The 12,565-nt window shown below is 71.3% G+C and carries 14 protein-coding genes; 9 read left to right on the top strand and 5 right to left on the bottom strand.

Going from position 1 to position 12,565, the window contains the following annotated elements; all coding sequences use genetic code 11:
• The first annotated feature begins 214 nt into the window (after positions 1-214).
• Positions 215-1,357, top strand: a complete 1,143-nt coding sequence (locus tag MED01_RS01485) for a geranylgeranyl reductase family protein (protein WP_238666709.1) — start codon at positions 215-217, stop codon at positions 1,355-1,357.
• Positions 1,358-1,388: 31 nt separating this feature from the next.
• Complete coding sequence (locus tag MED01_RS01480; protein ID WP_091394347.1) at positions 1,389-2,159, top strand: isoprenyl transferase; 771 nt, start codon at positions 1,389-1,391, stop codon at positions 2,157-2,159.
• Between the two features lie 23 nt (positions 2,160-2,182).
• On the opposite strand, the gene otsB is transcribed toward MED01_RS01480, so the two are convergent.
• The 3 genes from otsB to MED01_RS01465 form a co-directional block, all read right to left on the bottom strand.
• Positions 2,183-3,007, bottom strand: a complete 825-nt coding sequence (gene otsB, locus MED01_RS01475) for a trehalose-phosphatase (RefSeq protein ID WP_238666708.1) — start codon at positions 3,005-3,007, stop codon at positions 2,183-2,185.
• A 67-nt stretch (positions 3,008-3,074) separates the two neighbouring features.
• Complete coding sequence (locus tag MED01_RS01470; RefSeq protein WP_238666706.1) at positions 3,075-3,428, bottom strand: hypothetical protein; 354 nt, start codon at positions 3,426-3,428, stop codon at positions 3,075-3,077.
• 162 nt (positions 3,429-3,590) lie between these two features.
• The gene (locus tag MED01_RS01465; RefSeq protein WP_238666704.1) at positions 3,591-4,034 is read right to left on the bottom strand and encodes an XRE family transcriptional regulator; all 444 of its coding nucleotides are present in this window, start codon (positions 4,032-4,034) and stop codon (positions 3,591-3,593) included.
• A 264-nt stretch (positions 4,035-4,298) separates the two neighbouring features.
• On the opposite strand from MED01_RS01465, the gene MED01_RS01460 reads away from it, so the two are divergent.
• The 6 genes from MED01_RS01460 to MED01_RS01435 all read left to right on the top strand — a co-directional run bounded on the left by MED01_RS01460 (position 4,299) and on the right by MED01_RS01435 (position 9,630).
• A complete protein-coding gene (locus MED01_RS01460) occupies positions 4,299-4,643 on the top strand; it encodes a hypothetical protein (protein ID WP_030328857.1) in 345 nt (114 codons plus the stop codon).
• Between the two features lie 31 nt (positions 4,644-4,674).
• The gene (locus tag MED01_RS01455; RefSeq protein WP_091394339.1) at positions 4,675-5,010 is read left to right on the top strand and encodes a hypothetical protein; all 336 of its coding nucleotides are present in this window, start codon (positions 4,675-4,677) and stop codon (positions 5,008-5,010) included.
• A 413-nt stretch (positions 5,011-5,423) separates the two neighbouring features.
• Positions 5,424-6,839 (top strand): RNA 5'-3' helicase PhoH2, encoded by a 1,416-nt coding sequence (gene phoH2, locus MED01_RS01450; RefSeq protein WP_238666702.1) that lies wholly within the window; start codon positions 5,424-5,426, stop codon positions 6,837-6,839.
• A gap of 277 nt (positions 6,840-7,116) precedes the next feature.
• Positions 7,117-7,794: an aggregation-promoting factor C-terminal-like domain-containing protein gene (locus MED01_RS01445; protein ID WP_238666701.1), complete on the top strand. Its 678-nt coding sequence runs from the start codon at positions 7,117-7,119 to the stop codon at positions 7,792-7,794.
• 107 nt (positions 7,795-7,901) lie between these two features.
• Entirely contained in the window at positions 7,902-8,555 is a 654-nt protein-coding gene (locus MED01_RS01440) for a rhomboid family intramembrane serine protease (RefSeq protein ID WP_238666699.1), read from the top strand.
• A 106-nt stretch (positions 8,556-8,661) separates the two neighbouring features.
• A complete protein-coding gene (locus MED01_RS01435) occupies positions 8,662-9,630 on the top strand; it encodes an NAD(P)/FAD-dependent oxidoreductase (protein WP_238666760.1) in 969 nt (322 codons plus the stop codon).
• Positions 9,631-9,677: 47 nt separating this feature from the next.
• Here the strand turns inward: MED01_RS01435 and MED01_RS01430 are convergent, their stop codons facing one another.
• Complete coding sequence (locus MED01_RS01430; RefSeq protein ID WP_238666698.1) at positions 9,678-10,649, bottom strand: DMT family transporter; 972 nt, start codon at positions 10,647-10,649, stop codon at positions 9,678-9,680.
• Positions 10,646-11,677, bottom strand: coding sequence for a class II fructose-bisphosphatase (gene glpX, locus MED01_RS01425; protein ID WP_238666696.1), 1,032 nt, complete (start codon positions 11,675-11,677; stop codon positions 10,646-10,648). The genes MED01_RS01430 and glpX overlap by 4 nt, the downstream gene beginning before the upstream one ends.
• A 159-nt stretch (positions 11,678-11,836) precedes the next feature.
• On the opposite strand from glpX, the gene MED01_RS01420 reads away from it, so the two are divergent.
• A complete protein-coding gene (locus MED01_RS01420) occupies positions 11,837-12,520 on the top strand; it encodes a DUF4245 domain-containing protein (RefSeq protein WP_238666695.1) in 684 nt (227 codons plus the stop codon).
• The last annotated feature ends 45 nt before the right edge of the window (positions 12,521-12,565 follow it).

Below are 12,565 nucleotides of genomic sequence, written 5' to 3'. Positions count from 1 at the left end.
ACAAAAGGTGTATTCCTCGCAGAACGTCGACACAAACTGCAAGATCGCGTGGCGGTGGGCGGCGGCAACGCCGGGCACGGCGAGCGGTACCCGAGGGGTGGGTGGGGGAGGATGGGGATGGCGGCGGTCACCACGGTCGGCGCCGGTGCGGCGTGGGTGGTTGTCGTCGGCGCGGGACCATGTCGCGCCACGTCGGGCTGACGGGAGGCGCGCGGTGGGCGACGAGTTCGACGTGGTGGTGGTGGGGGCGGGGCCGGCCGGGGCGGCAGCCGCGCTGACGGCGCGCCGGGCCGGTGCCAGCGTGCTGCTGCTGGACCGGGCCGATTTTCCCCGGGACAAGGCGTGTGGAGACGGAATCGCCGCGCACTCGGTGGACGTGCTCGCCGAGCTGGGGGTGACCGAGGCGGTGGCGGGTTACGCGCCGCTGCCGGCGTTACGCATGATCTCGCCCGGTGGGAGTGCGGTGGCTCGGGCGTTGCCCCGACCCGCGTACACGGTGCCCCGGGAGGTTTTCGACGCGCGGCTGGTGGCGGCCGCGGTGGCCGCCGGCGCGCAGCTTCGCCGGCACACGGTGCGCCAGGTCGAGCCGCGCGCGGACCGGGTGGTGCTCGACGGGCAGGTGTCCGGCCGGGTGGTGATCGGCGCGGACGGCGCCGGCTCGGTGGTACGTCGGGCGCTCGGCCATCCGCAGAACCCCGACCGGCACCTCGCGCTGGCCATCCGGGGGTACGCCCCGGCTCTGCCCGGCCCGTCCGAGCAGCTCATCGTCACGTCGAAGGCGCGTTGGCCGGCGTACGCCTGGTCGTTTCCGATCGGTGACGGACGGGCGAACGTCGGGTACGGGGAGGTCCTGCGCGGTGAGCCGCTGAGCCGCGGGTACCTGCTGGACCGGCTTGCCGCGCTGCTGCCCGGCACCGATCTGGCGACAGTGACCGCGTTGCGCGCGCATCACCTGCCGCTCTCCACTCACCGGCCGTCGCCGGGGCGTGGGCGCACCCTGCTAGCCGGGGACGCCCTGTCACTGATCAATCCGTTCACCGGGGAGGGGATCTTCTACGCGTTGCTCTCCGGCGCGCTCGCCGGGTCGGCGGCGGCCCGGTCGCCCGAGGGCGCTGCTGGCCGCTACGCCGACGGGTTGCGCCGCCGCCTCGGCACCCACCTGCGGCACAGTTCGGTGGCGGCCTGGTTGGCCCGGCGACGCCGGGTGGTGGACGCGGCGGTCCGGGCCGCCCGTCGGGACGACAGGGTGTTCTACGACGTGGTCGAGTTGGGACTGGGTGACGGACGCCTCACCGCTCGTACGCTCGCACTGATCGGCGCCGGTCTGGGCGGCGGGGATGGGGCTCCGAGGCAGTGAACTGGCCGAAGGGTCGCTACGCTGCTAGGTGATGACGCTGCGGAACCTTATCTACTCCGTGTACGAGCGCCGGCTCACGGCGAAGCTCGCGGGTAAGCCGGTGCCCCGGCACGTCGGGGTGATGTGCGACGGCAACCGCCGATGGGCCAGGGAGATGGGCTTCGTCGACCCGAACGACGGGCACCGGGTCGGCGCGGCGAAGATCAAGCATGTCCTCGGCTGGTGTGACCAGGCCGGCGTCGGGCACGTGACCCTCTACCTGCTGGCCACCGACAACCTGCGCCGTCCGGCCGCCGAGCTGGACCCGCTCCTCAAGATCATTGAGGACCTGGTGGTGGAGCTCTCCGAGGAGGGCAACCCCTGGCGACTGCGCATCGTCGGAGCGCTCGACCTGCTGCCGGCGCAGACCGCTGCGGCACTCAAGGGCGCCGAGGAACGCACCCGCGAGCGCACCGGCGGCGCGGAGGTCAACATCGCGGTGGGCTACGGCGGCCGCCGGGAGATCACCGACGCGGTCCGTTCGCTGCTGCTGGAGCACGCCGCCACCGGGGGCACGATCGAGGAGTTGGCCGAGGTGCTGGACGTCGAGCACATCGCGGAGCACCTCTACACGCGGGGCCAGCCCGACCCGGACCTGGTCATCCGCACCAGCGGCGAGCAGCGGTTGTCCGGTTTCATGCTGTGGCAGTCCGCGCACTCGGAGTTCTACTTCTGCGAGCTCAACTGGCCGGATTTCCGGCACATCGACTTCCTGCGAGCCCTGCGCTCGTACGCCACCAGACAACGCCGCTACGGCGCCTGACCCGGGCGGCGGCGCCGTCGGAGTCAGGTCAGGTGGGTCAGCGCCTGGGTGAGGAAGTCACCCAGGGCGGCTGGCGACTCGATGGTCAGGTCGGCGGCGTTTGCCACCTCGTGGCCGGTCTCCGGGTTGGCCACCGCCACGCAGACGCCGAGGAAGTCCGGGTCGGCGGCGGCGCGAGCGCGCAGCGCCGCGAAGGCCTTGATGTCGGAGACATCGTCGCCGAAGTACCACGCGCCGGTGGCACCCTTGATCGCCTCGCCGATCACCATGCCCTTGTCCCGGTCGACAGGTGGCTTGAGCTCCAGCACCATCCGCCCGGCCTGCGAGCGCAACCCCAGACGGTCGGCCTGCGCCTGCCCCCACTGCTGCACCGTCGCGCCGAGTTGCGGGGCGGTACGCCAGTGCAGCGCTACCGAGAGCCGCTTGTACTCCACGAGCGTGCCGGGCGGCAGTTCCGCCCGAGCCAGGTCGGCCAGCTCCGCCATCGTCGGCACCCAGGGCAGCGCGGCCGGCTCGGTGACTGTCTCGCCGCCGGAGTGGCTGTGCTCCAGCCCGTAGAGGCCGTAGAGGTCCACGCCGGCGAGCCCGCCGAGCTGATCCCGAAGGAACTCGACGGGTCGGGCGGAGACGATCGCGACCCGCTGCACGACCGGGGCGAGCGCCTCGATCGCTGCCAACGCCTTGGGCGCCGGGCGTACCGCTGTCGGATCGTCGTCGACGGGCGCGAGCGTGCCGTCGAAGTCGAAGAAGAGCACGGTCCCGGCCGCCCGGCTGGCGGTTGTCTGCCAGGCCTGGTCGGCGTTCAACGGGGTCCTCGGCTGCTGATTGCCCAGATTCAACGGCGGCACGCGCGTCAGCGTACCCCGGCGATCCAGGCTCATTCCTGGCCGAGCGAACCCATTGAGCGGTACGCGATCAGCGTTCGGCGGCTCCTCGTCCGCGCCGGCCGAACGGCACCACCGCCGCCTCCTGACCGTGGCTCAACAGGTAGCCCTCCACGAACCCGGTGTTGCGATCGCCGGTGTGGTTGTCGATCTCGTTGAGCCGTGCCACCAGGAACTCGGTGAGCGCGGTGATTCGGTTGTTCAGACGCTCGTGCAGCTCGGCGACGACGGCCAGGACGACCGCGGTGCCGGCGGTGATGAGCGCAAAGAGGTTGACGAGCAGCGGCAGCTGCCCGCCGTCGACCGCGAGGGTCACCGTGTTGCCGGTCGCCCACAGTGTCACCGACACCGTTGCGACCACGACTGCCAACCACTTCAGGGTCATGGACAGACCCCTCCTTCTGTCCCGCAGGGCTGGGTTCGGCCTTGTCCCGTCCCCCCGCCGATGACGAGCCCAAGCAGTACGAATAGGGACGCTAGCGTGCCCGTTCCAACCCCGGAGGTAAACGAATGAACCTGACCAGGCGTTCTTTCGCTATCTGAGGAACTAGCCTGCCTGATTGCCCCTTTTTCGGACATCGACCGGCAACGTTGGGCGGTATGCGAGGTATCTGATGGTTTCCCGGATGTGGAACTTCTCCGCGTCCGACACCTGCGGATCGACCAGACGGCGCAGCAGGGCCTCCACGTCGGGGTCCATCGGAGGGGCGGCCTGGCCGGGGCGGGGGCCGGAGGCGGCGCGGTCCCAGCCGAGTGCGGCGAAGGCCGCGGCCGGGTTCAACCCCAGGCCCTCGCAGAAGGCGACCACCCGCTCGGCCTCCGGGTCGCTGGCCCAGTCGCCCCGGACCCAGCGGTTGATGGTCTGCCGGGAGACGCCGGTGCGTCGGGACACCTCGGTGCCGCTCCAGGCTCGGGTCGCCCGTGCCTCGTCCAGGGCCCGCCGGACGAAGGTGGCGAAGGCGATCTTCCGCGCATTGGCCGTCTCGGTCACTCCGTGACGGTACGGCCAGCCAGTTGCGGGTGCGCGCCCCGGCTCGCCACTGTCACGCAGACGTGACGAAGGGTTCGGATTTCCGGTAAACGAGTCAGTGCCACTGTTGAGGGGTGTCACGCGGGCAGAATAGATGAACGTAGTGGCAAACGTAAGCGGACGAAAAGCTGATACTGTCACGCCCATGGGACAATCTACGGTGTGTCACGTGCATGAGACGATTGGTGCTCACATGCGTCACGCCCCCGGTGCCAGGGGGTCGTGGTGACCGAGCTCGCCACCCGCGCCCAGGCCTTCGGGCTGATCGCCGAGGGGGTCGCCGCAGGGCTGACCGCCCCCTGGCGCCTCTACCTGGCCCGAGGCTGCCGCTACCTGTCGCTGAGCGTCGGTGATCGTGCCGAGTGGAACGCCTGGCGTACCCATCTCGGCTGCCCGGAGCTGAGCGTCCGGGTCTACGACGCCGGGGGCGAGATCCGCCGGTCCTCGGTGGCCGAAGTCGTGCTGGACGGCTGCCGGATCAGCGTCGAGCTGGTCGAGGAGGTCAGCACCGACGACCTGGACCGGCTGCTCGTCGCCGACCCCACCACGATCGAGCCGGAGGAGCGATGACCTGGCGTCCCGGCTGGGCCGGAGCTGCCCGATGAGCCCGTTCCTCGCGGTGTTCCTCGTCCTGGTGCTCGGTGCCACCAGTTACGCGGCCGGCCGGCTGCACGGGCAGCTCAGCTACCGCATCGGCTACCGCTTCGGGTACCGGCAGGGCTACTTCGACGGTGACCGGGGCGCCTGGAACCGGCGTCGTCGGGACGCCCAGGCTGCGATCGCCTCGGCCCTGTCGGTGTCGCCAGCGGGCGTGGTCCGGTCCGCCGGCGCTGTCGAACGCCCCGGCACCACGTACACCGGCTCGTCGTTCAGCGCGCCGGCCGCCCCGATCACCGGGCGGCACCCGACCGGCACGCTCGTTCGACGTACCGGGTGAGGTCGGCCGGCGGGGCTGCCCCGCCGACCGACGCCACGAGCGCGGTGCGTCGTCCGCGGCGGACACGCACCGTCGGGGTCACGTCAGACCGGTGACGGTGGCCCCACCGGCCGGGGTGCGCGCAGGGGGCATGCATCCCGGCCGGTTCCGCCGCGTTCACGACAGCGCGTTTCGGCTGGTGCGGGCGTCGACGGAGCGCTGTTCACGAGCGCGTCTTGGGAGATCCACGTTCGGCCCCTAGCCGGGAAGGTCCGGCGGGGCTAGCGTCTAGGCATGGCACGGGGTTCTCCCGAGCCAGCCGGTCCGCCCGGATCTGCGACCTCGCGCATGGGGTTCCGCATCCGACCCCGTGTCCCCGGGCACCGGAGGAGGCGGAACACGGGTGGCGGGTGCCCATCCGTCGGAGCAGGCCTGTGACGACTCGCCGTACCATCGCCGGTGCCGACCAGACCCCGGCCGCGACTGCCACGCCCCGCCGAGCCACCAGGAGCCGCCGTTCGGCGGCCGCCGCGCCGGCCGACCCCAAGGAGCCACGACCAGCCGGCCAGGCCTTTGTCCTGGACACGTCGGTTCTGCTCTCCGATCCGGCGGCGTTCCACCGGTTCGCGGAGCACGAGGTGGTGCTACCTCTGGTGGTCATCACCGAGTTGGAAGGCAAGCGACACCATCCGGAGCTGGGCTGGTTCGCCCGGCAGTCGCTGCGGATGCTCGACGACCTGCGGGTGCGGCACGGCCGACTCGACCGCCCGGTGCCCGCCAACGACGTCGGCGGCACCCTGCGGGTGGAGCTCAACCACACCGACGACGGTGTCCTGCCGCCCGGTTTCCGCACCGAGAGCAATGACGCCCGGATCCTCTCCGTCGCGCTCAACCTCGCCGCCGAGGGCCGGGAGGTGACACTGGTCAGCAAGGACATGCCGTTGCGGGTCAAGGCGGCTTCGGTGGGTCTGCGTGCCGACGAGTACCGCCACGGCCAGGCCAGCGACCCGACCTGGACCGGCATGTCCGAGATGGAGTTGAGCGAGGAGCAGATCGGCCAGCTGTACGCCGGCGAGACGCTCGACCTCGACGAGGCGGCCGGGCTGCCCTGCCACACCGGTCTGGTGCTGCACTCGGGGCGTGGCTCCGCGCTCGGTCGGGTGCTGCCGGACAAGTCGGTGCGTCTGGTCCGGGGCGACCGGGAGGCGTTCGGGCTGCACGGCCGCTCGGCCGAGCAGCGGATCGCTCTCGACCTGCTGTTGGATGAGTCGATCGGGATCGTCTCGCTGGGTGGCCGGGCCGGCACCGGCAAGTCGGCGCTGGCGCTCTGCGCCGGGCTGGAGGCGGTGATGGAGCGTCGCCGACACAAGAAGGTGATCGTGTTCCGCCCGCTGTACGCCGTCGGTGGCCAGGAGTTGGGCTACCTGCCGGGTTCGGAGTCGGAGAAGATGTCGCCGTGGGCCCAGGCGGTCTTCGACACGCTCGGCGCGGTGGTGCACGAGAACGTGCTGGAGGAGGTCACCTCGCGGGGCATCCTGGAGGTGCTGCCGCTGACCCACATCCGTGGGCGCAGCCTGCACGACGCATACGTGATCGTGGACGAGGCCCAGTCGCTGGAGCGCGGGGTGCTGCTGACCGTGCTGTCCCGGATCGGGCAGGGCTCCCGGGTGGTGCTCACCCACGACGTGGCCCAGCGGGACAATCTGCGGGTCGGCCGGCACGACGGGGTGACGGCTGTCATCGAAGCGCTCAAGGGGCATCCGCTCTTCGCGCACGTGACCCTCAGCCGTTCGGAGCGTTCGCCGATCGCCGCAATGGTCACGGACCTCCTGGAGGACATCCCGATCTAATGGGTGTTATGCGGGCTTTTGTCCGCATTTTTGGTGTGGCACAGATCACAAACGGTCTGGTTGGTTTCCCATCAGCCTCACTGTGCGCAATCGTGTCCCACGAGCGTCCATGCACCACCGGAATCGTTGGCGATCGTTCGTCACGAGACGGACGACATCGGCGAAGGTCGGTGCGTCGGCGCGGCCGGCAACCGGTCGGGGCGCTCGTGGCACGGCTGAGGGCCCACCTGTGGTCTGCGCCGCGCCACGTCCTTGCTCCCGACGAAGGGACCACTTCGTGAGTCGGCTGTGGAGCCGGTTGGGCGCCCGTACGGCTGCTGTAGCCCTGCTCTCCGTGGGCGTTGCCGGTGGCTTCTACCTGGGCGAAGACCGCGAAACCCAGCAACAGGGTCTGACCGAGCAGGTCAGTCTCGAGGTCGACCGGGCCGACCTCGCGTACCAGCGCGAGCGGCAGGCCGCCCACCAGGTGCAGTTCTCCAAGCAGCGGGCCGCCGAGTACCAGGCCAAGCTGCGGGCGGCGCAGGCCGCCAAGGAAGCCGCCGAACGTGCTCGCCGTGCCGAGGCCGCCGCAGCGTCCCGTAAGCGCGAGCGCGCAGCCGCCAACGCCGAGGCCAAGCCGTACAACGGGCCGATCCCGGCGTCCTGCGCCGAGTACAGCGGCAACCGCAAGACCGGCTGCGCCCTGATGATCGACGCCGGTTTCGGCATCGCCGAATTCCCCTGCCTGGAGAAGCTCTGGACCAAGGAGAGCGGCTGGAACCACAAGGCCCGCAACTCCTCGTCCGGCGCGTACGGCATCCCCCAGGCGTACCCGGGCAGCAAGATGAGCTCCGTCGCGTCCGACTGGCAGACCAACCCGGCCACGCAGATCAAGTGGGGGTTGGGCTACGTCAAGGGCAAGTACAAGACGCCCTGCGGCGCCTGGACCTACTTCCAGAACAACAACCACTACTGACGGCCCGCGAAGGCGGGGCAGGTGGCTCTCCACTCGCCCCGCCTTCGCGCGTACTCCGGACGGGACGTGAGTGGCGGTCGGCCGCTTTTGCTGATAGCAGTTGTGGAGTGACCCTGCACCCGTCAAGCGGCGACCCCTACCAGTTCGGCACCGAGGCGTTCTACGCCGCGCTCGGCCGGGCGTTCGTCGCCATGTGCGCGGTGGTCCCGTTCCTCTTTCTCATCGAGGCCGTCGACCAGGGGCTCGCGTTCGGCCTGGACGCCACCGCCGGCATCATCCCGCAGCGCATCGACGGGCTGGACGGGGTCTTCTTCTCCCCGTTCCTGCACCACGGCTTCGATCACCTCTACAGCAACAGCATCCCGCTGATCCTGCTGGGCACCTTCGTCCTCGCCGCCGGCGCCCGCCGGTTCCTCTGGTCGACCCTGGTCATCATCCTGGTCAGCGGGCTCGGCGTGTGGTTCACCGGTTCACCCAACTCGGTGGTGGTCGGCGCCAGCGGTGTCATCTTCGGTTACCTGGGCATCCTGCTCACCCGGGGCATCGTCGAGCGCAGCTGGTGGAACTTCGCGGTCTTCCTCCTGGTCGGTCTGCTCTACGGCTGGCAGCTGGTCGGCATCCTCCCCACCGACGAGCGGATCTCCTGGCAGGGGCACCTCTTCGGCCTGCTCGGTGGGGTGGTGGCGGCGATCCTGTTCCGTCGGCGGCGACCCGCAGTGGGCGGCTCGGACTACTCCGGCTCCACGCTCAGCCTGCCCTGAGGCGGCTCTCCGGCGTGGCTCTGGGACGAGCTTGCCCGGCCGTCGGCACCCGCTTACGGTCGAGATCAGCACGCGTTGATCCGTGAGCGGAAAGCGACGGTACGCCATGCGCGAGGTCGATGTCGCCGTGATCGGGGCCGGTCCGGCCGGCCTCTTCGCCGCGTACTACGCCGGGTTCCGGGGGCTGTCGGTGGCGGTGATCGACGCGTTGCCCGAGCCGGGCGGCCAGGTCACCGCCATGTACCCGGAGAAGCTGATCCTCGACGTCGCAGGCTTTCCCGCAGTCAAGGGCCGCGACCTGGTGGCCAACCTGTTGGCCCAGGCAGCCCCGTTCGATCCGCGGTACCTGCTCGGCACCCAGGTGGAGAAGCTCGCGTACGCCGACGGTCGCCCGGTGCTCGGCCTGGCCGGTGGCGAGCAGCTTGAGTGCGGCGCGATCGTGGTCACCGGCGGGCTCGGCAGCTTCAGCCCTCGGCCGTTGCCGTGCGCCGACGGCGCCCCCGGCTCGGGGATCGTCCACTTCGTGACCGAGCCGACCGAGCTGACCGATCGGGACGTGCTGATCGTCGGTGGCGGCGACTCCGCCTTCGACTGGGCGCTGACGCTACAACCGCTGGCCCGGTCGGTCACCCTGGTGCACCGCCGGGAGAAGTTCCGGGCCCACGCCTCGACGGTCGCCCGGGTGCTTTCCCTGCCGGTGCGGGTGGTGGTCAACGCCGAGGTCACCAGGCTGCTCGGGGACGTCGCGGTGACCGGTGCCGAGGTGACGGTGCGCGGCGGCGCGACCGAGACGCTGCCGGTGGACATCGTGGTGGCCGCGCTCGGCTTCACCGCCGACCAGGGCCCGCTCGCCGAGTGGGGGCTACGCCTGGACCGGCGGCGCATCCTGGTCGACAGCGCGATGGCCACCAACCTGCCCCGCGTCTACGCGGCGGGTGACATCACCGAGTACCCGGGCAAGGTCCGGCTGATCGCCACCGGCTTCGGTGAGGCGGCGACGGCGGTCAACAGCGCGGCCATGGCCATCGACCCGAGCGCACGCCCCTTCCCCGGGCACACCTCCGACGCCGGCTGACAGTCGTCCCGGCCGGGTCCGCGGTGCGAGAGCCGACGTCGTCGTACTCAGCGGCGGGCGGGTGGCGCCAGCGCGGCGATCAGCACCGCCACCATTGTCAACGCCGCCCCGAGCAGGGTGTTCACACCCGGGTGCGAGGCCGCCGTGGGGAGGATCAGGTCCAGCAGGACGGCGCCCACGATCTGCCCGGCGATGGTGGCCAGGCCGAGTAGCAGCACACCGGTGAAGCGGACGATCGCGGCGGCGATCGCGATGAACACGATGCCGATCGGGCCGCCCAGGTAGAGCCACGGCTCACTCGGCAGGTGACCGCCGGGCCAGCCGCGTACGGCGATGTCGATCGCGAACGCGACGAGCAGGGTGACAGTGCCGACGGCGAAGTTGACAAGCGTGGCGGTCAACGCGCTGTCGGCCGCCGCTCGGACCCGGCCGTTGACGGCCTGCTGCCAGGCGATACCCACCCCGGCGAGCAGCGGCAGCAGGGCCAGCGCCAGCGCGCCCGGGTCGCCGAGACGGTCGCCGACCGCCAGGCCGACCGCCAGCACGGTGAGCACCGCGCCGGCCAGCCGCTGCCGGGTGACCGGCTGCCGGCCGGTCGGGCCGATCCCGGCCCGGTCCACGGCGAGGCTGCTGCCGGTCTGGCCGGCGACCACAGCCACCGTGAAGACCGCCACGCCCAACGTGCCGATGGTGAGGCCCTGGGTGGCCACCAGGAAGGCCCCGCACATCCCGCCGAGGCACTGCCAAGGTCGCAGCGTGCCGGTCCGCAGGGCCCGCCGCGTCGCGGTCAGCCCCCGCCGGCCACCGGGGGTGGCGGGCACCAGCACCAGCAGTACCAGCAGGCCGACGCCGAACGAGACGACAGCGGCGGCGAAGCCGTCGTCGAGGCGTACCCCCAACTCGCCGTTGATGCGCGACTGCACCGCCACCGCGACCCCGGAGGCCGACGCCAGCGCGACGCCGGTGATCCGGCGGGCGGCCGACAGGGTCTGCGGGGTCGCCGTGTCGGTGGCTGTCACTCCTGCTCGGCCAGCGGACGACCATCAAAGTCGACAGCGGAGTAGAGGGCCAGTTTCTCCAGCCGGTGGTACGAGTCGATCACCCGGATGGTGCCGCTCTTCGAGCGCATCACTATCGACTGGGTGTACGCGCCACCCGCCCGGTAACGCACCCCGCGCAGCAGGTCGCCCGAGGTGACCCCGGTCGCCACGAAGAAGCAGTTGTCGCCGGTGACCAGATCGTCGGTGCCCAGCACCCGGTCCAGGTCGTGCCCGGCGGCGATCGCCTTCTCCCGCTCCTGATCGTCGCGCGGCCACAGCTTGGCCTGCATCGCACCGCCCATGCACTTCAGCGCGCACGCGGAGATGATGCCCTCCGGGGTGCCGCCGATGCCCATCAGGACGTCGACGTCCGACTCGCCCCGGGCCGCCGCGATGGAGCCCGCGATGTCGCCGTCGGAGATGAACCGGATCCCCGCCCCGGTCCGGCGGATCTGCGCGACCAGGTCGTCGTGCCGGCTCCGGTCCAGCACGCAGACTGTCACCTCGGAGACGTCGGTGCCCTTGACCTTGGCGATCCGGCGCAGGTTCTCCGCGACACCGGCGTTGATGTCGATCACGTCGGCGTACGCCGGCCCGACGGCGAGCTTCTCCATGTAGAACACGGCGCTGGGGTCGAACATCGCGCCACGCTCGGAGACGGCGAGCACCGCCACCGCGTTCGGCATGCCCTTGCTCATCAGGGTGGTGCCGTCCACCGGGTCGACGGCGACGTCCACCTCCGGGCCCGTGCCGTCGCCGACGTGTTCGCCGTTGAAAAGCATCGGGGCGTTGTCCTTCTCGCCCTCGCCGATCACCACCACGCCGCGCATCTGGATCGAGTTGATCAGCTTGCGCATCGCGTCGACAGCGGCCCCGTCGCCGCCCTCCTTGTCGCCCCGACCGACCCACCGACCGGCGGCCATCGCCGCGGCCTCGGTGACCCGGACCAGGTCGAGGGCAAGGTTTCGGTCGAGATCCTGTGGGATCCGCGTCCTGGTGTTCGTCATGACGGCTACTCCTCCTCGCGACGGTGCGGGGACGACCGGCGGCGGGGAGGCCCCCACTGCCGGCTTTGTCGCTGATCCTCACACGATGGCCGACCGGGCATCGGCGCGGGGCGGTGATGGCCCGGATACCGCCGGTCGGGCGGCTGCGAAGATGGACGGGTGGAACCCGCACAGCCAGCCGACCGCGTACCCGCCGACCGCACGCCGCCCGACGGTCAGCCGCCGCCCGACGGTCAGCCGCCGCCCGACGGTCAGCCGCCGGCCGACGTCCCCGCCGGGCGCGGTGGTGAGCCCGCCGCGACCGACCCGACCCCACCGCCGCCGGCGGTGTCCGGCAAGTCCGAGCGGTCGCCGAAGGACATGGCGATCTCGCTGCTGGTGCTGCTCGTCCCGATCGCGCTGCTGCTGGCGTTCTACCGGGGATTCCTCGGCGGCGACCAGGCCACCACCGTCGATCCGGCGCCCGCCATCGAGCAGGCACGTTCGGCGAACGTCTTTCCGGTGAGTCAGCCGCAGGGGCTCGGTGCCGACTGGAAGACGGTCACCGCCCGCTACCAGACCGTCGAGGGCGGTGCGAACCTGCGACTCGGCTACCTCACGCCGGAGGGGCGGGGCGTCCAACTGCTGCAGAGCAGCGTCCCGGCGGACCGTCTGCTCCCCGCCGAGCTGACCAGTCAGGCCCAGCCGCAGGGCCCCACCGAGCTGGCCGGGCGCGCCTGGCAGCTCTACACGGCCCGGGGGAACCAGCAGGCGCTGGTCCTGCTGGAGCCGACCCGCACGGTGATCGTCGTCGGCGACGCCCGGGACAACGAACTCCGCGAACTGGCCGGCTCGCTGCGCTGACCGGACCCGGTGGGATGGCCCGCTGGCGCCGAATCTGGGCAACAG

The organism is Micromonospora alfalfae (assembly GCF_022230925.1).
In the GTDB taxonomy this organism is placed as follows: Bacteria; Actinomycetota; Actinomycetes; order Mycobacteriales; family Micromonosporaceae; genus Micromonospora; species Micromonospora alfalfae.
This window is presented reverse-complemented; position numbering and strand designations above follow the sequence as displayed.